Raw genomic sequence first — 24,417 nt, 5'->3', positions numbered from 1 at the left:
CTGGCGCGGCTCCCGCCGTTTTTCATGCGGACGCGCCGGCCGGCGCGGACCCGCGCGGCGGCTGCGCCGAGGCCTCGGCGCCGGCGTCCTCGCGCTGCAGCCAGCGCTGCATCGCATGGCGGAAGCGCGCGGCTTCGCGCTGCTGGCGTACGTATTCCTGATCCAGCGCGCGGTACAGCGACCACATGATCAGCGCCAGCAACAGCGCGAACGGCAGCGCGGCGACGGTGATCGCGCCCTGCAGCGCGTCCAGCCCGCCGGCCAGCAGCAAGGTCACCGCGATCAGCGCCTGGATCGCGCCCCACACCGCGCGCCGCCACAAAGGCGGGTCTTCGCGTTCGTCGCTGGACATGCTCGCCAGCACCAGGGTCGCCGAGTCGGCCGAGGTGACGAAGAAGATCATCAGCAGCGCGATCGCCGCCACCGCCAGCAGGTGCGCCCCGGGCAACTGGTCGAGCAGCGAGAACAGCACCTGTTCGTAGCCCTGCGCCAGCGCGCCGCCGAGGTCGGCGCCGGCGAACATCTGCGCCCACAGCGCGGTGCCGCCGAAGGTGGCGAACCACAGGAAACTCATCAGCGACGGCACCAGCACCACCCCGAACACGAACTCGCGGATGCGCCGGCCGCGCGAGATGCGGGCGATGAAGCTGCCCACGAACGGCGCCCAGGCGATCCACCAGGCCCAGTAGAAGATCGTCCATTCGCCGACCCACGGATCGCGCGAGAACGGGGCCATGCGCAGGCTCATGTTCGGCAGTTGGTTGATGTAGCTGCCCAGCGTGGTGGTGAAGGTCTCGAACACGAACGCGGTCGGCCCGGCCACCAGCACGAAGGCCAGCAACAGCGCGGCCAGGGCGAGGTTGAGGTTGCTCAGCCATTTGATGCCGCGGTGCAGGCCGGTGAGGGTGGAGGCCATGTACAGCACGAACGCCACCGCGACCACGCACAGCTGCAGCGCCGCGGTGACCTGCAGGCCGAACACGCGCGACAGGCCGGCGCTGATCTGGATGGTGCCGAAGCCCAGCGTGGTGGCCACGCCGATCGCGGTGGCGACCACCGCGGCGACGTCGACCAACTTGCCGGGCCAGCGCCGGTGCCAGCGCCCGATCACGGGCTGCAGCAGGTCGCTGATCTGGCCGCGGCCGTTGCGGTTGAACTGGAACCAGGCCATCGCCAGCCCGACCAGGGCGTAGATCGCCCACGGGTGCAGGCCCCAGTGGAAGAACACATAGCGCATCGACGCGCGCGCGGCCTGCATGCTTTCCGGGGTCAGGCCCTCGGGCGGGTGGCGGTAGTGCGAGATGGGTTCGGCCGCGCCCCAGAACACCAGGCCGATGCCCATGCCGGCGGCGAACAACATCGACAGCCAGCTGGTGCGCGAGAACTCGGGTTCGGCGTCGTCGCCGCCGATGCGCAGGTCGGCGAAGCGGCCGAGCGAGAGATACAGCAGGAACAGCAGCGCGGCGAACACCACGATCAGGTACAGCCAGCCGGCCTTGGCCACGGTGAGCGCCAGCGCGAATTGCGCGGCGGCGTTGAATTCCTGCGGGATCAGCGCGCCGACGGCGACCAGGGCGGCGAGCAGGACGATGGACAATCGGAAAACCAAAGGGCTCTCTCCATGCGGGCGCGCGAACGGGTCGCGCGCAGGGCGCCGCTGCGCGGAACGCGCGGAAGCGGACGGACACGGCCCGGACGCCCGCGAACGCGGGCGCAGCCGACTGAGGCAGCGGCGATGAGGGACCGACGGAGGCGTTCCGCGACGCGAGCCATGGCCGCGGCGGTGGCGGCGCAAGCGGACGCGAGGGTCCGGTGCGGGATGCGGAACCGGGCAATGGTAGCAAACGCCGCGTTTTCGGCCTTCACATCGCGAAGACCGCGTGCGGCTGCGAGGCTGCGCGGCTGGTGTGGGAAGGCCTTCAGGCCCGATGCTTTTGTTTCAGCTCACCGCGATCGGACACAAGAGCATCGGGCCTGAAGTCCCTCCCACAACCGCTGCAGCCGGGCGCTTCAGCGCTGCGCCGACACCAGCAACAGCATCGGCCGGTCGAGTTCTTCGTCCAGTTCGGGTTGCTGCGCCAGCTGTTGCGGCGTCGGCGCCCATTCGACCGCGCGCGCGATGGCCAGCTCCGCATCGATCAACAGGTTCAACACGGTCGCCAGGGTGCGGTGGCGCTTGCGCACGCCCGGCGCCAGCCAGTCGGTGATGCGTTCGCCTTCGCGCTGGTAGTCGTTGAGCGGCCAGCAGCGGCGTCCGTCGAGGCCGCGCGCCCACTGCGGCGCGGACGGCGCCGTGAACAGCGGATGCTCGATCGAGAACACGAAGCGGCCGCCGGGCACCAGCGCCGCGCGCACGTTGCGGACCAGGCCGGCGAGGTCGTCGAGGTAGTGCAGGGTCAGCGAGCTGTAGACCAGTTCGAACGACAGCGACGGCAGGCGCAGGGTCTCCAGGTCCGCGCGTTGGTAGAACACGCGGTCGTACGGCGGGTTGTCGCGCGGCGGCGCCTCGGCGCGTTCGAGCATTTTCTGCGACACGTCGAAGCCGAGCACGCGCGCGGCGCCCTGTTCGGCGGCCCAGCGGCAGAACCAGCCGTAGCCGCAGCCCAGGTCGGCGATGCGCGCGCCGGCCAGCGGCGGCAGCAGCGCCTGCAGCGCCGGCCATTCCGGCGCGCCGGCGAGGCCGCGTTGCGAGCGCGGCAATTGCGCGTAGCCGGCGAAGAAGGCGTCGTCGTCGTAGATGTTCTGGGTCATGCGCGCTCAGTGCGCCGGCGCGGCCGCGTTGCCGCGGCGCAGCGCCGCGGTTTCCCAGCCGGCGACGACGACGAACACGGTCGTGGTCGCCGCGCCCAGCGCCAGCGCCGACAGGTGCAGCGGGCCGGCGGCGAACCACAGCGCCAGCAGCATCGCCAGCCCGGCCAGGTGCGACAGCGGCGGGAACCTGCGGGTGTTGGTGACCCACTTGAACAGCGCGCAGCCCAGCAGGTACAGCGCCGGGCCGCCGACGATGGCGGCGACCCCGCCGGCGTCGGCGTGGCCGGGGTGCACCAGCACCAGTTCGTCGGCGACCGCGCACACGATGATGCCGCCGACGATCAGCAGGTGCAGGTAGGTGTAGGCCAGCCGCGCCTGCCGCGCCGCGTCGCCGCCGTGGACCATGCGGTGTTCGCCGCGCGCCGCGCCGCTGTCGAAGTAGATCCACCACATCGCCACGCTGCCCAGGAACGCGGTCACGAAGGCCGCGAGCGTGGTCGGGTTCCAGTCGAGCTTGGCATAGGTGGCGCCGGTGATCAGGATCGATTCGCCGAGGGCGATGATCACGAACAGGCCGCAGCGCTCGGACAGGTGGCCGCCCTCGATGTCCCAGTCGGTCAGCGACGAACGGCCCAGGCCGGGCACGCGGAAGAACGAGATCGGGCCGAGGTATTCGATGGCGACCGCGGCCAGCCACCACCACAGCCGCGCCTCGGGTTCGGCCAGCCCGCCGAGCAGCCAGAACACCGCCGACACGCACAGCCAGATCAGGATGCGCACGAAGTTGCGGAAGTTGCCGGGGCTGCGGCCGCCGCGCAGCGCCCACAGCATGAACGCGGTGCGCCCGACCTGCATCGCGGCGAAGGTCGCGCCGTAGGCCAGGCCGCGTTCGGCGAAGGCGCCCGGCAGCGACGAGGACAGCAGCAGGCCGCCGAGCATCAGCGCGAAGATCATGAGCCGCACCGGCACCTTTTCCGGGTCGAGCCAGTTGGTGACCCAGGAGGTGTAGATCCACAGCCACCACACGCCCAGGAACAGCAGCCCGGTGCGCAGCGCGCCGGCGAGGTCGAGGTGTTCGAGCAGGGTGTGCGAGAGCTGGGTGACGGCGAACACGAACACCAGGTCGAAGAACAGTTCGGCGAAGCCGACCTTGGCTTGGCCTTCGCGGACGCGCAGCAGGCTGGGGCGGGAGAGGGTCATGGGCGGGCAGGTCGGGGACAAGGCGGGGACACACTAGCGCGGTTGTCCGCGCAGGCGGTGTGCAGGGGAAGGCCGGGCGGTGCGGGCGGTTGTGGCAGGGCCGTCATCCGGCCTTGGACAGCCGCCACCACAGCAGGCCGGCGACCGCGGCCGGCACCGCGTACACGCCCAGGAAGATCGGGAACTCTTCGGCCACGGTGTAGCCGGCGCGGGCGACGCCGATGTACATGTTGAGCCCCGCGCCGAGCAGCCACAGCGGCAGGAACGCCTTGATCGCCAGAATCAGCGGCGCCGTGCCCGCTCCGCCGAATCCGCGGCCGGCGAGCAGGCACACGGCGAGCAGGACGAAGCCGCCGAGGATGACGAGGACGGTGTGCATGCGGGTTCCCCTGGGTTCGATGGCGGTGCGTTGGAAAGCCGTGCGTTGGATGGCGCTGCGTCTCGCGGCGATGCGGCTGAAGCGGTGCCGGCGGGGAGGCCTCCCCGACGATTACGCCCCTGCGATTGATTACGCCCCCGTCGTTGCGGCGAACGCCGGAATCCATTTTGCTGTCGCCCCCGCCGCGAGGAGCAAGCCGGGGCGAAGCCTGAAAGGATTCCGGCTTTCGCCGCAACGATGGCGCATCTTTCGATGCCGCGCGTGCAAGCCGCGTGCAGATCGGCGCCTGCCTCGCCGGGCATATCCGCGCAGCCGGACGGCGGCGGCGGAGCGCTCGCGCCCCGCCGCCGCCAGTCCGCAACGAACGCCTCGCCCGGGCTCAGCGCGTGGTATAGCCGCCGTTGGCGAAGATCGTCTGCCCGGTGATCCACCAGCCGTCGGTGACCAGGAATTTCACCAGCGGGGCGATGTCGCGGATTTCGGTCAGGCCGCTCTTGGTGCGGTTGCTCAGCGCCGCGGCGGTGGCGTGGTAGGCCGCCGATTCCGTGGACTCGGCCGGGTAGAAGAACGGCGTGTCCATCGGCCCCGGGCCGACCGCATTGACCGAGATGCCGCGCTCGCCGAATTCCTTCGACGCGGCGCGGGTGAAGTGCTCGATCGGCGCCTTGCTGCCCGGATACACCGCATAGAACGGCGTGTACGCGGCCAGCAGCGAGCTGACGATGGTGCAGATGTTGCCGTCGTCGGCGAGCTGCTTGCCGGCTTGCTGGATGAAGAAGAACGCGGCCTTGGAATTGACCGCGAACATGGTGTCGTACTCGGCTTCGGTCACTTCGACCAGCGGCTTCTTGATGACCATGCCGGTGGTGTTGATGGCGATGTCGAGCTTGCCGAACTTCGCCTTGGCCGCGTCGAACAGCTTGGCCACTTCGGCCGGCTTGGTCAGATCGCCCTGGTGGGCGAAGGCGTCGGCGCCGGCGGCCTTGACCGCGGCCACGGTTTCCTCGGCCGCGGCGCGGGTGGCGTCGGAGTTGTAGTGCACGGCGATGCCGGCGGCGCCGCCGGCGGCGAGCTCGCGCGAGATCAGGCCGCCGAGGTTCTTGGCGCCGCCGCCGATGACGACGTGCTTGCCGGTGAGGGAACGGTCGGGCATGGAAAATCTCCTTGGGGTGAGGGTGGGGCGCGCAGTCAGTGGCCGACGATGCGCATCTCGCGGATGCGCGCGCCGTCCACGGTGAACACGAAGCGGCTGTCGCCGCTGTAGAACTCGCTGGTCCAGCCGGCGTCGACGACGATGCGTGCGCCGTCGCGGCCGACCCGCGTGGGCGTCAGCCGGCCTTTGGCGCCGACGAACTCGCGCGCGCTCCACCGCGCGATCGCCGCGGCGCCGGCATGGCGCGTGCCCCAGTCGTCGACCACGCCGTCGCGGCCGAAGAAGGCCAGCGCGGCCTCGGCGTCGCCGCGGTTGACCGCGGCGACGAACTCGGCGACGGGCGAGGGCAGGGTGGGGGCGGGCATGGCTGCGGGTTCCTGGGCGGGGGCGCGGGCCGCGACGGCGGCCAGGGCGGCGGCGAGCGCCAACGCCGGCGCGAAGGCGCGGGCGCCGGGCCGGACCGGGAGGCGAAGGCGGGCGGGGCCGATCGAGTCGTGCATCGAAAACACACCGCCTTGACGCATTTGTGAGCGAAGTCATGTTTACATCGGCCCAGGTCCGCTGCGCTTTCAACATGTCCGAGGCACTGTCAATTTCTCCGCGCGCCGGCGAGGCCGAGCGCGCCGGTCTGGACGGCGCCGCGGCGCTGGGCGAGGCGGCGGGGCAGGGCTGGGCGCGCCAGCGCCGGGTCGAGCGTCGCCACGAGGTCGAACTCGGCCACGGCCTGCAGTTCGCCTTCGCTACCGAGAACATCGCCCAGCCCACCCAGTGGAGCCTGGAGCACGCGCGCCACACCCTGATCGTCCACCTCGACGGCCCGATGCGCCGGCTGGAGACCCGCATCGACGGCGCCGGCCGCCTGCGCGCCGCGCCGGCCGCGGGCGACTGGTGGCTGATCCCGGCCGGCCGCCGCTACCTCGGCCGCGCGCTCGGCGGCGAGATCGCCTATGCCGAACTCAACATCGACCCGGCCGGCTTCGCCGCGCTCGCGCCCGGCCTGGGCGAGAACGCCGGGCTGGCGGCGCGGATGAAGCACCGCGACCCGTTCGTGCACGGCATCGCCGCGCGCCTGGCCCACCTCAGCGAGGCCCGCGACGACCTCGCCGCGATGCTGCGCGAGTCGCTCGGCCAGGCGCTGTGCCTGCACCTGCTGCGCGAACACGGCGCCGGCGCGGCCGCGCGCGCGGCCCCGGCGCCGGTGCGGCTGGCCGAACCGGCGCGGCGGCGGATCGAGGACCACATCCAGGCCCACCTGGACCGGCGCATCACCCTGGACGAACTGGCCGGGCTCGGCGGGCTGAGCACCCACCAGCTGCTGATCGCGTTCCGCCAGGCCTTCGGCCTGACCCCGATCCAGTACGTGCTGGCGCAGCGCCTGCGCCGGGTCTGCCTGCGCCTGCGCGAGAGCGGCGACGACATCGCCACCATCGCGGTGGAGAGCGGGTTTTCCAGCCACAGCCACCTGTCGGCGGTGTTCAAGAAACGCTATGGGCTGACCCCGAACGAGTTCCGGCGGCAGGGCTGAGGCAGTGTCCGGGACGGGCGTCCGGGGCGGATCGTCGCGAGCCGATCGCGGGGCGTCGGGACTGAAGTCCCTCCCACAAGAGCCGGGCACTGCGGGTCCCGTGTGCCGTCATCCCCGCGAAGGCGGGGATCCAGAGACTTCAGCGTCCTGCCGCGATGAGGCCCTGGATCCCGGCCTTCGCGGGGATGACGGTGCGTAGGTTCTGGAGCCGCGGCTTTTGTGGGAGGGGCTTCAGTCCCGACGCCTTCCGATCCGCTCGCGCCGATCCCTCCCAACGCGCCGACCCCACCGCCGCGAACGCCCGGCATCGCCGCCACCGCACCGTTCCGGGCACGCCCGCCGCCGGCCCTGCCATCGGTCATCCCCCCCAATCGGCCATGGGCCGGTCCCGGCCCGCCGCTAGCATCGTGCCGAGCCTGCCGCCGCGCCGCCTCCGCCCCGCCCGTCCGCCGCCCGACCGAGACCCCATCCGATGCTGACCATCCGCGACCTCACCAAGACCTACGCCAACGGCGTGCGCGCCCTGGACGGCATCTGCCTGGACATCCCGCGCGGGATGTTCGGCCTGCTCGGCCCCAACGGCGCCGGCAAGTCCTCGCTGATGCGCACCCTGGCGACGCTGCAGGAGGCCGACGGCGGCAGCGCGGTGCTGGAGACCGACGGCCAGCGCATCGACGTGCTGCGCGAGAAGGACGCGGTGCGGCGCCTGCTGGGCTACCTGCCGCAGGACTTCGGCGTCTATCCCAAGGTCAGCGCGCTGGATCTGCTCGATCACTTCGCCGTGCTCAAGGGCCTGGGCGAACGCAAGCAGCGGCGCGAAGTGGTCGAGGGCCTGCTGCACCAGGTCAACCTGTGGAACGTGCGCAAGCAGAAACTCGGCGGCTTCTCCGGCGGCATGCGCCAGCGCTTCGGCATCGCCCAGGCGCTGCTCGGCGATCCGCGCCTGGTGATCGTCGACGAGCCCACCGCCGGCCTCGACCCGGAGGAGCGCAACCGCTTCCTCAACCTGCTGGCCGAGATCGGCGAGAACGTGGCGGTGATCCTGTCCACCCACATCGTCGAGGACGTCACCGACCTGTGCCCGACCATGGCCATCGTCAACAAGGGCAAGGTGCTGCTCAGCGGCGAGCCGAACGCGGCGATCGCCGCGCTGACCGGGCAGGTGTGGCGGCGGCAGGTGCCCAAGTCCGAGCTCGACAGCTACGAGACCCGCTTCACCGTGCTGTCCACCCGCCTGGTCGGCGGCCAGCCGGTGATCCACGTGTTCAGCGCCGACGCCCCGGAGGAGGGCTTCGAGCCGGTCGCGCCGGACCTGGAGGACGTGTACTTCCAGCGCCTGCGCAAGCATTCCCGCGTCGCGGCCTGAGGCGCGCACGATGACCTACGAATTCTTCCGCTTCGAGTTGCGCCAGCAGCTGCGCTCGCCGCTGCTGTGGGTGCTGGCGATCATGTTCGGGTTGATGACCTTCGCCGCCGCCAGCAGCGACGCGGTGCAGATCGGCGGCGGCGTCGGCAACGTCAACCGCAACGCGCCGACCACGATCGCGATGTTCTACGGCTTCATGAGCCTGCTGAGCCTGTTCGTGATCGCCGCCTTCGTCTCCAACGCGCTGCTGCGCGATTTCGAGATGGGCACGGCCGACCTGTTCTTCTCCAGCCCGATGCGCAAGCGCGACTTCCTCATCGGCCGCTTCGCCGGGGCGATGGCGGCGTGCCTGCTGGTCTACGCGATGGTCACGCTGGGGCTGATGATCGCGCCGGCGATGCCGTGGATCGACCCCGAGCGGCTCGGCGCGTTCTCGCTGTACCCCTACGCCTGGAGCATGGGCGTGCTGGTGCTGCCGAACCTGGTGTTCATCGGCGCGCTGCTGGCGCTGCTGGCGGTGACCGGGCGCAGCCTGCTGGTGGTGTACCTGGGCGTGATCGGCTTCTTCGTGCTGCGCTCGCTGGCCAGCGCGCTGGTGCGCGATCTCGACAACGAACTGCTCTCGGCGATGATCGACCCGTTCGGCCTGACCGCGTTCGCGCGCACCACCCGCTACTGGACCGCGCCCGAACTCAACAGCCGGCTGCCGGAGCTGGCCGGCTACCTGCTGCTCAACCGCGCGCTGTGGCTGAGCGTGGGCGCGGCGATGATCGCCGCCGCCTTCGCCCTGTTCAAGCCGCAGCGCACCGGCACCGGCCGCGGCTGGCTGCGGCGCAAGGCCAAGCCCGCCGCGGCGCCGGCGCCGCGCGCGGCGTCCGCGCGGGTCGCGCCGGTGCGCCCGGCGTTCGACGCGGCGACCGTGCGCGCGCAGTTCTGGGGCAGCGTGCGGCTGGACGCGATCGGCGTGTTCAAGAGCGTGCCGTTCCTGATCATGCTGGCCTTCGCCGCGTTCAACTTCATCATGGGCGCCAGCAGCATGCAGCGCCTGTTCGGGACCCAGGTCTATCCGACCACCGCGCTGATGCTGCAGGCCTTGCAGGGCAGCTACAGCTACATGCTGGTGCTGATCGCGATGTTCTACGCCGGCGACCTGGTGTTCAAGGAACGCAGCGCCAAGCTCGGCGAGGTGACCGACGCGATGCCGGTGCCGAACTGGGTGCCGATGCTGAGCAAGTTCGTCGCCCTGGTCGCGGTGGTGCTGGCGTTCCAGGCCATCGGCGGCGTCGCGGCGATGGGCGTGCAGCTGTTCAAGGGCTATACCGCGCTGGAACCGCTGCTGTACCTCAAGGGCCTGTTGCTGGCTTCGATCCCGTTCGTGCTGATGGGCGGGCTGGCGCTGGTGTTGCAGGTGCTGTGCAACAACCGCTTCATCGGCTACGGCCTGACCATCGCGGTGGTGGTCGCGCAGGCGACGCTGGGGATGCTGCACTTCGAGCACAACCTCTACAACTACGCCAACGCGCCCGACGCGCCGTATTCGGACATGAACGGCTACGGCCACTTCCTCGCCGGGCGGCTGTGGTTCCAGGGCTATTGGGGCCTGTTCCTGGGCGCGCTGCTGCTGGTGGCCGCGGCGTTCTGGGTGCGCGGCATCCCCGGCGGCTGGCGCGAGCGGGTGCGGCTGGCACGCGAGCGCCTGCGCGGCGGGCCGCGTCTGGCCCTGGCCGCGGCGCTGCTGGCGTGGGCGGCGACCGGCGCGTGGATCTTCTGGAACACCAACGTGCTCAACCGCTACGTGCCCTCGGACGTGGCGATGGACGAGCGCGCGCGCTACGAGAAGGACTACCGCAAGTACAAGGACCTGCCGCAGCCGCAGATCGTCGCGGTCGACAACCGCGTCGACCTGCGCCCGGAAACCCTCAGCGTCAGCGCCACCGGCCGCTACACCATCGTCAACCCGCACGCCGCGCCGATCGCCGAGTTCCATATTCAGGTCGATCCGGACTCGAAGATCGAAAAGCTGGCGTTCGGCGGCGCCAGGCTGCTGCGCGACGACCAGCGCCTGGGCTACCGCATCTATCGCCTCGACCGGCCGATGCAGCCGGGCGAGCGGCGAGAGCTGGACTTCGTCCAGTCCAGCGCCGTGCGCGGCTTCAGCAACGAACCGGGCCAGCACGCCATCGTCGGCAACGGCAGCTTCTTCAACTCCGGCGCGTTCCCGCATTTCGGCTACGACCCCGGCCGTCAGCTGCAGGACCGCAACGAGCGGCGCAAGCGCGGCCTGGGCGATGTGCCGCGCATGGCCAAGCTCGAAGACCAGGCCGCGCGCGCCCACCACTACATCGCCAGCGACGCCGACTGGATCGACTTCAAGACCTCGATCTGCACCGCGCCGGACCAGATCGCGCTGTCGCCGGGCTATCTGGTGCGCGAATACGAACGAGGCGGCCGCAAGTGCTTCGACTACGCGATGGACCGGCCGATGCTGCCGTTCTACTCGTACCTATCGGCGCGCTGGAAGGTCAAGCGCGACACCTATCCGGGCGGGATCGCGATCGAGATCTACTACGATCCCAAGCACGAGTTCAACGTCGACCGGATGATCGCCGGCACCAAGCGTTCGCTGGAATATTTCCAGGCCCACTTCACCCCGTACCAGCACCGCCAGGTGCGGATCATCGAGTTCCCCGGCTACGAGACCTTCGCCCAGAGCTTCGCCAACACCATTCCGTTCTCCGAATCGATCGGCTTCGTCGCCGACCTGCGCGATCCGGCGGCGATCGACTACGTGTTCTACGTGACCGCGCACGAAGTCGCGCACCAGTGGTGGGCGCACCAGGTGATCGGCGCCGACCAGCAGGGCTCGACCGTGCTGTCGGAATCGCTGTCGCAGTACTCGGCGCTGATGGTGATGGAGAAGGAATACGGCCGCGCCAAGATGCGTCGCTTCCTCAAGTACGAACTGGACCGCTACCTGTCCGATCGCGCCGGCGAGCGGGTCGAGGAGCTGCCGCTGTACCGGGTCGAGAACCAGCCCTACATCCACTACCGCAAGGGCTCGCTGGTGTTCTACCGGCTGCGCGAGGAACTCGGCGAGGACGCGGTCAACCGCGCGCTCAAGCGTTTCCTGCTCGACAAGGGCTACCAGCAGCCGCCGTACACCAATTCGGCCGAGCTGCTGGAATACCTGCGCCGCGAAGCGCGGCCGGACCAGCAGGCGTTGATCGCCGACCTGTTCGAGAAGATCGGCTTCTACGACAACCGGGTGCTGTCGGCCTCGTCGAAGAAACGCGCCGACGGCAAGTACGAGGTGACGATGAAGCTGCAGGCGGCCAAGCGCTACGCCGACGGCAAGGGCCGCGAGACGCCCGGGCGGATGGACGACTGGATCGAGATCGGGGTGTTCGCGCGCGGCGCCTCGGGCAAGGAGGAGGACGAGAAGGTGCTGTACCTGCAGCGCCGCCGCGTCGTCGAAGGCGAGTTCAGCGTGACCGCGGTGGTCGACCAGGCGCCGTACGAGGTCGGCTTCGACCCCTACAACAAGCTGATCGACCGGGTGCCGACCGACAATCGCAAGAAGCTGTGAGCCGGCCGGCCGCCCTGGCGCGGCCCGGATGAGCGGGCTGCCGGGCGCGGCCGGGACGCCGGGCGGGCGATGGCGGCGGCGCCTGCCGCCCCGCCCGGACCCGCCAAACCGGCCGCGCCGGGCTTGTCTCGGCTTGGCCGGAATGAGCGCCGGCTGACGCCGGCCCCGGCACAACTGGCGTAAGCGACTGTTTTAGCGTAGAGTCCGCCCCGTTCAGCGCACGGCTGCCTCCCCGCAAGGGTACGTTTCCCAGGTTGCCCGTCGCCCCGCATACGCCTGACACGGCCGCGGCGCGACTTCTTATCCCGCACGTCTTTCGTCGCGCAGACACGGCCCGGAGCTTCCGGCGCCGTCAAAAATAGATACTCGCAGCGCGGTTCAAGGGAACGCTGGAGTGATCACGCGACCGATTCCGGTCCGGCGCGCCGATGGCGCGGCCGGCACGTCGGCGCGAACTTCTGGAGTTCCAAGCTATGACGTTCGAATCCCTGGGCCTGGCGCCCGCGTTGCTGCGCGCCCTGTCCGAACAGAACTACGCCACCCCGACCCCGATCCAGGCCGAAGCGATCCCGCTGGCGATGGCCGGCCACGACCTGCTCGGCGGCGCCCAGACCGGCACCGGCAAGACCGCCGCGTTCGGCCTGCCGCTGCTGCACCGCCTGGCCACCGCCGCGCCGCAGGGCGGCCCGCGCAAGCCGCGCGCGCTGATCCTGGCGCCGACCCGCGAGCTGGCCCTGCAGGTCAGCGACAGCCTGCGCGGCTACGCCAAGTACCTGCGCCTCAACGTCCACGCCATCTACGGCGGCGCCGGCATGGGCCCGCAGCTCGACGCGCTGCGCCGCGGCGTCGACGTGCTGGTGGCCACCCCGGGCCGCCTGATCGATCATCTCGAGCGCGGCAGCGCCAAGCTGGACGCCGTTGAGATGCTGGTCATGGACGAAGCCGACCGCATGCTCGACATGGGCTTCCTGCCGGCGATCAAGCGCATCCTCGGCCGCCTGCCGGCCAGCCGCCAGACCCTGCTGTTCTCGGCCACCTTCGAAACCCAGATCAAGCAGCTCGCGCTGGAGTTCATGCGCGCGCCGCAGCAGGTGCAGATCGCCGCCAACAACATCGTCGCCGACGCGATCAGCCACCGCGTGCATCCGGTCGACGGCGGCCGCAAGCGCGACCTGCTGATCCAGATCCTGGCGTCGCGCCCGAACGACCAGGTGATCGTGTTCGGCCGCACCAAGCACGGCTGCAACCGCCTGGCCGAACAGCTGGAAGACGCCGGCCTGAAGTCGGTCGCGATCCACGGCAACAAGAGCCAGGCCCAGCGCCAGAAGGCGCTGCGCGACTTCAAGGCGAACAAGGCCCGCGTGCTGGTCGCCACCGACGTCGCCGCGCGCGGCCTGGACATCCCGAGCCTGCCGCTGGTGATCAACTTCGACCTGCCGATGGTGGCCGAGGACTACGTCCACCGCATCGGCCGCACCGGCCGCAACGGCGCCACCGGCGAAGCCCTGTCGCTGGTGTCGCCGGACGAAGCCGGCCTGCTGCGGCAGATCCAGCGCATCCTCAAGGACGATATCGAGATGGTCAGCGTCGCCGGCTTCGAACCCTCGCGCCCGCTGCGCATGGGCTCCGACGCCCCCGGCGCGCGCCGTCCGGGCCCGGGCGGCAACAACCGCGGCAACAACGCCCCGCGCAAGCCCGCGCACCGTCCGCACGGCAAGCCCGCGCCGCGCCACGCGCACGCCGGCCCGAAGCAGCACCGCGGCGGCAACGGCGGCGGCCAGCAGCAGGGCCAGCGCCGGGATCGCAGCGCGGGGTGACCGGCTGCGCTTGGTTGTAGATGAAAAAGGCCGGCATTGCCGGCCTTTTTCTTTGCGCGGGGATGCGCGCCGCATCAAGCAGTGTGTGCGCAAGCTATGAGTAAGTGCGGCACTCACTGTTTATGTATGTGTCGGGATTCGACCGGCGTCATCCGTCGCGATGCTTGCCCTGCTATAAAGACGCACAGGTTTGTGGATCCGATTCATACCGGTAGTCGCGACAGGGGACTGCGACGCTGCTTCTCGCCGGCCGCTTGCGGCCGGACGCTCTGAAAGCGGCTCGCTGAACTGTTACTCGCCGATGGAGCGGCCGCAAGACTGGCGCTCGCGCGCCGTGCAGCGCGCACAAGGATCGAGCAGGGGAAACGCCGTGAAATACACCAGTGAAGCCGGAATCCGGCCCGCCGACGGCGGCGTCTGCATCGGCCGCGCCGCAGGGGCGGCTTTGGTCATGGCGATGGCGCTGTTCAGCCACGCCGCATCGGCGCTGGAAACCGGCCAGTTCGTCTGGGACGAACTGGGTAAGCGGCTCCAGGCCAGCCAGAAAGTCGAGCCGCTCGGCCCGAATCTCGCCGGCGACGAAGTCCGCTTGTCCAACGGCGCGCTCTCGTTCTCGGTGACGGACGTGAGCCTGCCGGGCAACGACAAACTGCCGGTGGCGCTGACCCGCAGCTTCGTCGTGCGCGACCGCAAGGACATGCGCAACGACGGCATGCTGGCCGATTGGCAGATCGAGGCGCCCAATATCAACGGTGTGTTCGCCCCGGATTGGGTCGCAGCCACGCCCGCCAATGCACTCAAACGTTGCTCGGTAGGCGAAGACCCTTCTGTGCCGAGCAAGTATCGCGTGCGGGATTTCTGGCAGGGCATCCAGGTTGAAGTGCCCGGCGGCGGCGAATTGCTCAGCATCGCCCCGGGAAACACCCTGCCCGCTGATGGCAGCAACTATGTCTGGATGGCAGGCAACCAGGTCTACCTGTCGTGCCTGGACAGCATCAAGAACGGCAGCGGCGAGGGGTTTCTGGCCATCGCCGCGGATGGAACGCGGTATTGGCTGGACTGGATGGCGCAGAACAGCGAAGGCGTGACCAAGAAGACCATCGGTTACACCGTCGAAGGGCCGATTTCGAGCAAGCTGGATCGCCGCAGGAATGCGTTGTACGCCACCCGCGTCGAGGATCGCTTCGGCAACTACGTCGAATACACCTATGCCAACGCCTGGAATCAGCCGGCCAAGTTGACCGCGATCCAGGCCAGCGACGGGCGCCGACTCACTTTGAGCTATACCGGCGATTTCGTTTCCAGCGTCAGCGACGGTACCCGCAGTTGGACTTACACGGTCGGCGGCGTCGGGTTCAAGAGGTCCCTGGCCACCGTTGCCTTACCGGACGGTAGCGGCTGGCAACTGGGCCTTGGACGTCTGGCCAGCGCTGAAATCCATTACCCCGAGCCTCAGTACGAAAGCCCGCCGATGAACTCGGAAGGGTTTCCGGTCGGTGAAGTGATCCTGCCGATGGAGATCTTTCGCGACTGCACAGAGCAATACGCCGGGCCTTACATCAACAGCATGGCTACGCCGATCCAGGAACTGACCGGCACGGTGCAGCATCCCTCAGGTGCGGTGGCCACGTTCACCGTCGACCTTCAGCGTCACGGCCGCAGCAGCGTGCCGCTGGATTGCGATGGCATTACCTCGGTAGGCGCCAATCCGCCGTATTGGGGCTATGGCAACGATCCAACCGACGACACACCGCGTTATCCGATAGCCGCATTCGACTTCACCTTGAAGAAGAAAACCATTTCCGGCCCAGGGTTGGAGGCGGCGACATGGAACTACTCCTATGAACCGAACATCAGCTTCGTGCGCTATCCCGGGACGACCGATGCCTATCCGGTCTGTCCGTACAGCAGTGTCGCCCAATGCGCATTGCCGCCGTGCACCTCGGAGAGCTGCGCACGGGCCAGCGTAACCACGGTGACCGGGCCGAACGGCGAATGGCGGCGCTACAGCTACGGCAACACCTTCCGCTATAACGAGGGCAAGCTGGTCAAGGAAGAGGCCGGCAGCGACGCAGCGCATATCCTGCAAACGATAGTGAAGCGATACGACCTGAGCCTCGCGCCCCAGGCCTATCCGGCGCGGTATGGGCGCAGCACCCGTTTCAGCGAGGACGGATTCCAGAGCGAGTACCACCGCCCTCTGGTCGCGACCGAGATCGGCCTCCAAGGCGCCAGGTTTTCCGAGCGAGTCGATTCGTTCGACTACTTCGCGCGGCCGCTCAGCATCGCCAAGTTCAGTTCGCTGGGCTACAGCCGGAACGAGACGATCGCCTACTACGACGATCTGGCCAAGTGGACGTTGGGACAGGTGCGCACGATCACTTGCGCCGCGCCGGCCAGCTGCGCGGGCCAGGTCATGTTGAACAAGGAGTTCGACAGCGCCAAGGCACTGCCCGTGCGTTTCTATTCGTTCGGCGCGTTGCTGCAGACCTTGACCTACAACGCCGACGGAACCATCGCCAGCGTGTCCGATGGCCGCGATTCGGCCGCTTTGGACACCACCGCGCTGCTGTCGGGTTGGAAGCGCGGCTATCCACAGACCATCCAGTACCCAGACAGTACTGCCAAGACCGCGAGCGTCGACAGTCGCGGCTGGTTGGCATCGACCACGGACCAGAACGGTTACAGCACCGGCTATGGTTACGACGCGATGGGACGCGTATCCAGCATCGCCTACCCGAGCGGAGACACGGTGGCGTGGACGTCCAAGGGCGCCGAATTCCGGGCGCTGACCGGTGCCGATGCCAAGCCGCCGGGCGTGGTCGACGGCCAGTGGCGCGAATCGATCGTGCAAGGCAACTACGCCAGGCAAACATACTTCGACGCGATGTGGCGGCCGGTGCTGACCCACGAATACGACAGCAGCGACAAGACGGCGACGCTGCGCGCGACGAGCATGGCCTACGACACCCAAGGACGCGTGATGTTCCAATCCTATCCGAGCGCCGACGCGATCCCGGCGGCGAGCGGTACCTGGACCAGCTACGACGTGCTCGGACGCATCACCCGCACCCGCCAGGACTCCGAACTGGGGCCGCTCGATACCGTCCGCGAGTATCTGCCTGGCTTCCAGACCAAGCTGACCGATCCGAAGGGCAACGCCACCCTGACCCGCTACATGGCGTTCGACGAACCGGTCTTCGATTGGCCGGTGAGCGTCGACCAGCCTGAAGGCGTGCATACCGAAATCGATCGGGACGCGTACGGAAAACCCTTGAAGATCGTCCGTTCGGGAGTCAGCCAATGAGCGCGCCGCAAAGTAAGCCCGGCCGCGCCGTTGTAGACCGCCGCTTGCGGGATTGGGTGGACTGCGGGTGGAAGAACGCTCTTCGCGCGTTGGCCCTGTTCGCGGCCCTGATGTTGGCGAGCGCCAACTCCTGGGCGCAGGCGAGCATCCGGCTCACGGCGCTGGATGCCGTCGATCAAGTCGCTCCGGCGTCGTTTCGACTGCGTATCCAGTTGCTGGGGGATTTCAATAACGGTGTCCAGGAGGACGTGGATGCCAGCTCGATCTACTTGCTTCGTAACGGCGAATTCATCGAGTTGCAGCCGGATGTGTCCCAGGACCGCTACGAATCGGGTCTGGCCGTGGGCACTTACGACTATGTGGTGAAAGGCGTCGCGGTCAGTTACGTCAACGGCAGCGAACGTTTGCGGCAGATCCAATCGCCGACGGTACGCATCACCGTGTCCGCGCCGACCGGCGCGCTGAGCGCATCTCCGAACCCGTGCACGATTCCCTGGGGCGGTTCGGCTTGTACCGCCACGGTGCAGTGGAGCAGCAACGCGCCCAATGCGCAGCTGTGGGTCAGTGGTCTGGCGGGTGAGAACCCGACCGTGTTCGCGCAGGGCGCCAGCGGGTCGCAAGCCGCTTCGATCACCGCGGCCGGTTCGCGTTTCCAACTCAAGAACGGCGGACAGGTGCTGGCCAATGTGGATGCGCGCGCCAATCCTGCGGTCAATATTCCCCCATCCGTGCAGGTGACCTCGCCAGCGCAAGGGCAGATATTCCTCGTCGGCGACTTCCCGTTGCTGCAGGCGAGCGCCAGCGACAGCGACGACGCGGTGCAGCGGGTCGAGTTCCTGATCAGCGGGGTCAAGGTCTGGAACATGGATGCGCCGCCTTACCAGGTCCACTGGACGGCCTCGGCGGGTACGCACAGCGTTGTCGCGCGCGCTTTCGACACCCGCGGCGCGTACACCGATTCCGCGCCGGTGCAGATCGTCGTCAACCGGCCGCCGACCGTGGCGCTGACCTCGCCGTTGTCCGGTGCGTTCCGCACGGCGCCGGGCAGTTTCGCGGTGGCCGCCGACGCGGCCGACGGCGACGGCTCGGTGAGCGAGGTCGAGTTCTTCGTCGACGGCGCCAAGTTCGCCACGGCGACCAGCGCGCCTTACTCGGCGATGTTGGATCAATTGTCCGCGGGCAGCTACGCGCTGAGCGCGAAGGTCACCGACAATCTCGGAGCGAGCGCGACCTCTGCGTCCGTTTCCGTCGTAGTCGGCGCCGTGGGCGCCGGGAGCGTCGCTCGCAGTTATGTCTACGACGCCCAACAGCGGCTGTGCAAGACGATCGAGCCGGAAACCGGCGCGACGGTGGTCGACTACGATGCCGCGGGCAATGTCGCGTGGACGGCGGCGGGCTTGAGTCTCCCCGATCCGGCTTCGTGCAATCGCACCGAGGCGGCGGCGTCCGGGCGCGCGGTCGTACGCAGTTACGACGCGCTCGGCCGTCTGAAGACGATGGCCTTCCCGGATGGGCGCGGCAACCAGGCCTGGAACTACCATCCCGACGGCCTCGCCCGCGAGGTCGCGACCGACAACGACGGCAACGGGCAGGGCGTCGTCGTCAATCGTTACCAGTACAACAAGCGCCGCCTGCTGAGTTCGGAGTCGGTCACGCTGCGCGACGGCACGGTGTGGAACAGCGCCAACGGTTACGACGCCAATGCCAATCGCATCAGCTATGTCGTTCCCGACGGCTTGCAGGTCAACTACGCGGTCAACGCTTTGGGCCAGCAGACCGGCGTGAGTTCGACCGGCAGGACCTACGCCAGCAACGTCCGCTATTACCCGAACGGCGCGATCCGGCAGTTCACCTACGGCAACGGCATCGTCCACACCTTGCAGCAGAACGCCCGGCAACTGCCGTCGCGCAGCACCGACGCAGGCACGATCGACCTGGAAACGGGCTACGACCACAACGGCAATACCGCCCAGGTGCTCGATCGCCAGCGCGAAAGCCAGGGCCAGTACCAGTACAACCGCTGGATGAGCTACGACGGCCTCGACCGTCTCACCGCGGCCGGCTCATGCATCTTCGGCGGCGACTGCTGGCATCGTTTCACTTACGACGCGATCGACAACCTGCGCAGCTGGTCGCTGGCCGGCGTCAAGAACCACCACTACGTCTACGACGCCAAGAACCACCTGACCAACATCCGCGACGGCAGCTCCGGCCCGAGCGTGATCGGCCTGGGTTACGACGATCAGGGCAACCTGGGCAACAAGAACGGCCAGGAATTCCGCTTCGACTACGGCAACCGCCTGCGCCGAGTGGTGGGCAAGGAAGCTTATGCCTACGACGCCCACGGACGCCGCTTGGGCCAGTTCGACCGACCGGATACGACATTCGTAAATTCGTTCTACAACCTGGACGGGCAACTGCTGTTCCGCTACAAGGGCCACGCCAACGAGGCCACGAACGACAACTATCCCGAGATCAACCGGCCGCATGTCTACTTGGGCGGCAGTCTGCTGGCGACGGTCGACTGGAATCGGGCGACGCAGACGGCTCAGACCAAGTACTACCACACCGATGCGCTAGGTAGCCCGGTGGCGGTGACGAACGAGGCGGGGCAGGTGGTGGAGCGGACCGATTGGGAGCCGTATGGGGCGGCGATCGGGAAGCCGGCGTATAACGGGGTGGGGTATACCGGGCATGTGATGGATGGGCGCAGTGGGCTCACTTACATGCAGCAGCGGTATTATGATGCCAGTGTCGGTCGTTTTCTAAGCAGTGACCCGGTTGCTGCGAGTGCGATTGGTGTCGGCAATTTTAATCGGTACTGGTACGCCGAGGGTAATCCCTATCGGTTCCGCGATCCTGACGGGCGAGATGCATGCGATAGCGGTTCCAGAGACTGCGTGCCTTCGCCTTTTGCCAAGGCTGGGGGCGATCAAACAGTCAATGGGTTTTCAGTTGCCGATAGAAATGTTGCGTCTAAGGGGGTCATCGAGAGGATCGCGCGGGATATTAATGCAAAGCCGCAGGGTGATATCCAATTGTCCGCTGGCGAGCTCGGCATTCTGGCAGAACATTCGATGATGCTTCTTGCTCAGCGAGAATTGGATGCAGGCGCGTACAAGGATATGTCTTTCCGCTCGTTTGCAAGTCAGGTGCAGGGCGGGCATGGAGACAGTGTTTTCCTGCTTTGGGCCGAGCAAATGTTCGTGGTCGAAGGAGTGCCTGGAGCGTTTGGTGGCAGGCACCTTGGTACCGACATTAACTACATGATGCAAGGCATGTCTTGGGCTGCTGGCGGGTACTCGAAGCCAGCGATGTATGGGGCGGTTTCCGGCTGGAATGCAGCGCAAGGGATCATGGGGCAGGGTGTTCGCAACTTCAGCCAAATCCCGCATGCAGGACAATGGGCTGAATTCGGGTACGAATACTATAAGTTACGAAAGGACGATTCCCAGCCGTGAAAACTAAACTGGTGTTTTTATTGGCTGTTGGGTTTGTCTGCTCATCATGCGCGAAGCAAGGGTGCGGCGATTTTCAGGAAATAATAAAGCGGCCAGGTGTCGCCGAACGAGTTATGAATTGGGCCGATGCCGTACCCATGAGCGCCGGGCCACGATGGAAGCGGGTGGGTAACGGCAAGATTGATATGCCTGGCGACTATGCCATCCCTTTCGATTTGGACTCCAGATCGCTGGGTTTCGACAAGCCAGCAGAAGCTAGAGTTATTCTTGATTCTCGCGGTAAACCGGTTGGCGTGTTCATCGGTGAGAAAAATATGCAGGGGGTTGTCATAAAGTTCAAGGGCGAGGCGCTTACAGTGATTCCTGAAAAAAAACTACAGTCAGTGAACTCCAGAGTGTTTATTATGTGTGTCAAAAGGAATGGCGAATGAGGGCGCTAATCTGTATCGGCAACTTCGCGGGCCGGTAAATGGGCAACTCGCCGCCTCAACTGTCGTGATGAGGCATCTAACCTCTCATGACATCGTCTGCGGGCTTGAACACGGTCGAATCGTCGATCAGTTGATTGGATTTTTCTTGTGTCCACAGAGATGGAGGGGTCGTATGAGAGGCTTTTCATGCCTTGCTTCCCTATTCCGAAATCGCGGTCAACAGCGCTCGCCTGGAAATTTTGGTGTCCGCGTTCTTCGACTGGTTTTCAGTGAGAAGTTACGGTGTTGAGGCCTACTCTTGCGGTGCGGTCCCGGAGCAGGTCGGCGTTGCGCTCCTAGGGTTGAAATATTCATTCGTTTTGGCGTTCGGCCGCGAGTCCGGTCGGTAGCGACGGAGGTGACGATGAAGCGACAACCCGCGGGTTGGCTGGATATAACGGTTTATAGGGATTTCTACGATTTCCCCAGATACATCCTCGCCAGAGACGGCCAGGGGCTGTATTGGATCTTCGACGGGTCGTTCGACGACGAGGCGGACGAGTATCGGGATCACCTCATAATGAAATGCGTCGGGTTGGAATGGGACGAAGCCTTGCGACAGTTCGAAGGCCGTGTCGCTATTCCGCTCGGCGTGGACCGGTCCGGGTACGAAAGAGTGGCGTTGACCGAGGTTGCGTTCGACGAATCCCACAGGAAAAGGATCCGCATCGGCACTGCATGAGGCGTTCTTGCGAGGCGGTCGCGCAGGGGCTTTGCCCATCTCTCGGATTAATGGCCGCGGGTTGTGAAGTGGGCGCTGCTTCGTTTGGCGACAACGATGGAATTGATGCGGTGCAATTTTCCCTCCAAGTCGGAGGGCGACGAGCAAGCGAACCGAAGATTTGTCTAATTTTCAATGGACTTCGATATGGACGAAGCGACAGGGGCACGGATCCAGCGCGACGTGTTGCTTTACATGCTGCACGTGTCGTTGGTTGAAATTCGGGCGGCGGAATCCTTGAATGCGGCGAAGAAGATTTCCGATATTTTTCATAACTTGCCGATGGGATTGCTCCGTCGCTCCACTCGCGAGGATTTCGACGTTCTGTTGGACGAGTTGTTGGAGCGAGCGCAGCGATGGGGGACGGACGACTACATCCGGAATCTGAATGCATTGGCGCTTCAGTCCGTAGGGAAGGCGCCACGTGGAGGTAAGGGTTTCACCGGCGAGCGTTCCGGCTTTTGATTTTTAGTCCGGCCAGATGTGGTCCCCCGATGTCATCTTCTTTCGCTACGTGCAATGATCGAACATCGGCTGCAGGGCAGGGGTGTTGAGAGGCCATGAATATGCACGACTGGGTTTTGCTCAAGATCGGAGTCGAATGGTCGAAGGGCGAGCTGGTCATCAGTCTCGTGGATGCCAGATCCACGCCGGTCGAGATCAAAGCCAGTGGAATGCGTGCGTTCCGGCTTGAGAGAAGTCATGCTTGGGGCGAAAGCAGTTCTCTATATGAGGCAATCGGTCCCGTGTATATGAGGCAATCGGTCCCGTGGAAGTCGACGCCGGTTTCTCCAGAATGTCGCTCATGATGCAGTCCGGAGACGCTTTGGTCGTCGAGGCGGAATCCTTCCTTCTTCCAGCCAATATCGTTCGCTGAAGGATCGACTCGAGTCGTCCCGCTACATCAACACGTCGACAACGACATCAGCGCGCCATCCCGGCTTTCAATTCCGGGACTCAGGCGATCCGCGATCGAACCGCCCGACAACCGACGAATTGCGTAGGCGACGCGGCTGCGGCATCGCTCAAACCTCCCCCAACCGCGTAACCTCCCGCCGATCCCGCCCATTCTCCTTGGCCCGGTACAGCGCCGCGTCGGCCCCGTCGAACACCGTGCGCGCATGCGTATGCGGTCCCGGTACGCAGGTATACAAACCCACGCTCAAACTGACCCGCTGGTCTTCGCGCGCGCCGTAGCGGGCGTCGAGTTTGCGCAGGTCGGCGAGGATGGCGTCGGCGACGCGGGCGGCGCCTTCGACGTGGGTGTCGGGCAGGATCACCGCGAATTCGTCGCCGCCGAAGCGGGCGGGCAGGTCGCGCGGGCGGCGGGCGTGGGAGGCGATCACGGCGGCGATCTTCTGCAGCAGTTTGTCGCCGGCGCGGTGGCCGTGGGCGTCGTTGTAGGCCTTGAAGTGGTCGACGTCGATCAGCGCCAGCGACAGCGGGGCGCGGGTGCGGCGGGCGCTGGCGAGTTCGCGCTGGAGGACGTGGTCGAAGCGGCGGCGGTTGCCGAGCTGGGTCAGGGTGTCGAGGTTGGCTTCGCGCCGCCAGTGGCGCAGGTGCACGATCAGCCAGGCCAGGTACGCCGCGCCGATCATGATCAAGGTCGCGGCCGGCGGGAACCACAGGTCGGCCAGGCGCAGCAGGGCGACGCTGCCGGCCAGGGCCAGCAACACGGCGCTGCCGGCGACCAGGCCGGGGCGCTGCAGGCGCGGGTGCAGCATCGCCAGCACCACGGCCAGCAGCATCGTCGCGGCCAGCAGCGCCTGCCACAGCGGCGCCAGCGGCACGATCGCGCGGTCGTGCAGCAGCATCTCGACCACGTTGGCCTGGTACTCGGCGCCGTGCATGCGCACTTCGTCGGACATCGGCGTGAGGTAGCGCGGCGCCAGGCCGGTCGCGGTCACGCCGATCACCACCCAGCGGTCGCGCAGCAATTCCACCGGCACCTGGCCGCCGAGCACGTCGGCGTAGGAGACCTGGCTGAAGGTGTCGGGCGGGCCGGCGTAGCGGATGCGCACGTAGTGGTCGCGCGTCCACAGGTACGGCGAGCCGCGCTGCGACGGCGGCCGGCGCAGGCCCGGCAGCGGATCGGGCGCGGCGTTCTTGTCCAGGCCGATCAGCGCCAGCCCCAGCGCCGGCCAGCGCGCGTCGCCGAGGCCGGCCTTGAGGTAGAGGCCGCGCGCGGTGCCTTCGGCGTCGAGCTCGATGTCGGTGTGGCCGAGCGTGCGGGCGGCGGCGGCGATCGCCGGCGTCGGCAGCACTTCCACCGGCGGCGCGTTCTGCCGCAGCGGCGCGGTCACCACCGGCAGGGCGACGCGGCCGAGCCGGCGCATCGCCGCGGCCAGGGTGCGGTCGCGGTCGTCGCCGTTGCGGTCGGGTTCGGCCAGGACCAGGTCCAGGGCCACGCCGCGCACGCCGGCGTAGCCCAGGCGATCGAACATCTGCGCGTGCAGGTCGCGCGGCCACGGCCATTGGCCGAGTTCGTTGAGGCTGCGGTCGTCGATGGCGACCACCACCACGTCGCCGTCGGGCGGGTAGCCCCAGTGCGAGAGGTGCAGGTCGTAGAGGAAATCGTCCAGCCGCCAGCTCGCGCCGCTGACGGTCAGCAGCGCGGTCAGCGCGGCCGCGGCCAGCGCCGCGCCGACGCGCAGCGCGATCGACAGCGCGCCGGTTTTCAT

16 protein-coding genes are annotated in these 24,417 nt (G+C 67.4%); 9 read left to right on the top strand and 7 right to left on the bottom strand.

Annotated features, from left to right (window positions below; all coding sequences use genetic code 11):
* Window positions 1–22: 22 nt before the first annotated feature.
* From BLV01_RS03950 to BLV01_RS03925, 6 genes are all read right to left on the bottom strand, one after another.
* On the bottom strand, window positions 23–1,609 hold the full coding sequence (locus BLV01_RS03950) for a BCCT family transporter (protein ID WP_091794191.1): 1,587 nt from the start codon (window positions 1,607–1,609) through the stop codon (window positions 23–25).
* Window positions 1,610–2,010: 401 nt separating this feature from the next.
* Window positions 2,011–2,751, bottom strand: a complete 741-nt coding sequence (locus BLV01_RS03945) for a class I SAM-dependent methyltransferase (RefSeq protein ID WP_091794189.1) — start codon at window positions 2,749–2,751, stop codon at window positions 2,011–2,013.
* Window positions 2,752–2,757: 6 nt separating this feature from the next.
* On the bottom strand, window positions 2,758–3,951 hold the full coding sequence (locus BLV01_RS03940; protein WP_091794187.1) for a low temperature requirement protein A: 1,194 nt from the start codon (window positions 3,949–3,951) through the stop codon (window positions 2,758–2,760).
* 103 nt (window positions 3,952–4,054) lie between these two features.
* The gene (locus tag BLV01_RS03935; protein ID WP_091794185.1) at window positions 4,055–4,330 is read right to left on the bottom strand and encodes an uS9 family ribosomal protein; all 276 of its coding nucleotides are present in this window, start codon (window positions 4,328–4,330) and stop codon (window positions 4,055–4,057) included.
* Window positions 4,331–4,709: 379 nt separating this feature from the next.
* Window positions 4,710–5,483 (bottom strand): SDR family oxidoreductase, encoded by a 774-nt coding sequence (locus BLV01_RS03930; protein ID WP_091794183.1) that lies wholly within the window; start codon window positions 5,481–5,483, stop codon window positions 4,710–4,712.
* A gap of 35 nt (window positions 5,484–5,518) precedes the next feature.
* The gene (locus BLV01_RS03925) at window positions 5,519–5,848 is read right to left on the bottom strand and encodes a nuclear transport factor 2 family protein (protein ID WP_091794743.1); all 330 of its coding nucleotides are present in this window, start codon (window positions 5,846–5,848) and stop codon (window positions 5,519–5,521) included.
* A gap of 209 nt (window positions 5,849–6,057) precedes the next feature.
* Between BLV01_RS03925 and BLV01_RS03920 the strand changes: the two genes are divergently transcribed.
* From BLV01_RS03920 to BLV01_RS03885, 9 genes are all read left to right on the top strand, one after another.
* Window positions 6,058–7,008: an AraC family transcriptional regulator gene (locus BLV01_RS03920; RefSeq protein WP_139178435.1), complete on the top strand. Its 951-nt coding sequence runs from the start codon at window positions 6,058–6,060 to the stop codon at window positions 7,006–7,008.
* Between the two features lie 472 nt (window positions 7,009–7,480).
* Window positions 7,481–8,374 carry an ABC transporter ATP-binding protein gene (locus BLV01_RS03915; RefSeq protein ID WP_091794179.1) on the top strand — a complete coding sequence of 298 codons (894 nt, stop codon included), beginning with the start codon at window positions 7,481–7,483 and terminating at the stop codon, window positions 8,372–8,374.
* A 10-nt stretch (window positions 8,375–8,384) separates the two neighbouring features.
* Window positions 8,385–11,960: an ABC transporter permease/M1 family aminopeptidase gene (locus BLV01_RS03910; RefSeq protein ID WP_091794177.1), complete on the top strand. Its 3,576-nt coding sequence runs from the start codon at window positions 8,385–8,387 to the stop codon at window positions 11,958–11,960.
* 473 nt (window positions 11,961–12,433) lie between these two features.
* Window positions 12,434–13,777 carry a DEAD/DEAH box helicase gene (locus BLV01_RS03905; RefSeq protein WP_091794175.1) on the top strand — a complete coding sequence of 448 codons (1,344 nt, stop codon included), beginning with the start codon at window positions 12,434–12,436 and terminating at the stop codon, window positions 13,775–13,777.
* 370 nt (window positions 13,778–14,147) lie between these two features.
* Window positions 14,148–17,084: an RHS repeat protein gene (locus tag BLV01_RS03900; RefSeq protein ID WP_175485763.1), complete on the top strand. Its 2,937-nt coding sequence runs from the start codon at window positions 14,148–14,150 to the stop codon at window positions 17,082–17,084.
* The gene (locus tag BLV01_RS26090) at window positions 17,081–20,545 is read left to right on the top strand and encodes an RHS repeat domain-containing protein (RefSeq protein ID WP_175485762.1); all 3,465 of its coding nucleotides are present in this window, start codon (window positions 17,081–17,083) and stop codon (window positions 20,543–20,545) included. The genes BLV01_RS03900 and BLV01_RS26090 overlap by 4 nt, the downstream gene beginning before the upstream one ends.
* Window positions 20,542–20,976 (top strand): hypothetical protein, encoded by a 435-nt coding sequence (locus BLV01_RS25145; RefSeq protein ID WP_139178433.1) that lies wholly within the window; start codon window positions 20,542–20,544, stop codon window positions 20,974–20,976. Before BLV01_RS26090 ends, BLV01_RS25145 begins: the two co-directional genes overlap by 4 nt.
* A 403-nt stretch (window positions 20,977–21,379) precedes the next feature.
* Entirely contained in the window at window positions 21,380–21,697 is a 318-nt protein-coding gene (locus BLV01_RS03890) for a hypothetical protein (protein ID WP_091794170.1), read from the top strand.
* A gap of 186 nt (window positions 21,698–21,883) precedes the next feature.
* Window positions 21,884–22,201: a hypothetical protein gene (locus BLV01_RS03885; RefSeq protein ID WP_139178431.1), complete on the top strand. Its 318-nt coding sequence runs from the start codon at window positions 21,884–21,886 to the stop codon at window positions 22,199–22,201.
* 560 nt (window positions 22,202–22,761) lie between these two features.
* On the opposite strand, the gene BLV01_RS03875 is transcribed toward BLV01_RS03885, so the two are convergent.
* A complete protein-coding gene (locus BLV01_RS03875; RefSeq protein ID WP_091794165.1) occupies window positions 22,762–24,417 on the bottom strand; it encodes a CHASE2 domain-containing protein in 1,656 nt (551 codons plus the stop codon).

This window comes from Lysobacter sp. yr284, assembly GCF_900107375.1.
Lineage (GTDB): Bacteria > Pseudomonadota > Gammaproteobacteria > Xanthomonadales > Xanthomonadaceae > Lysobacter.
This window is presented reverse-complemented; position numbering and strand designations above follow the sequence as displayed.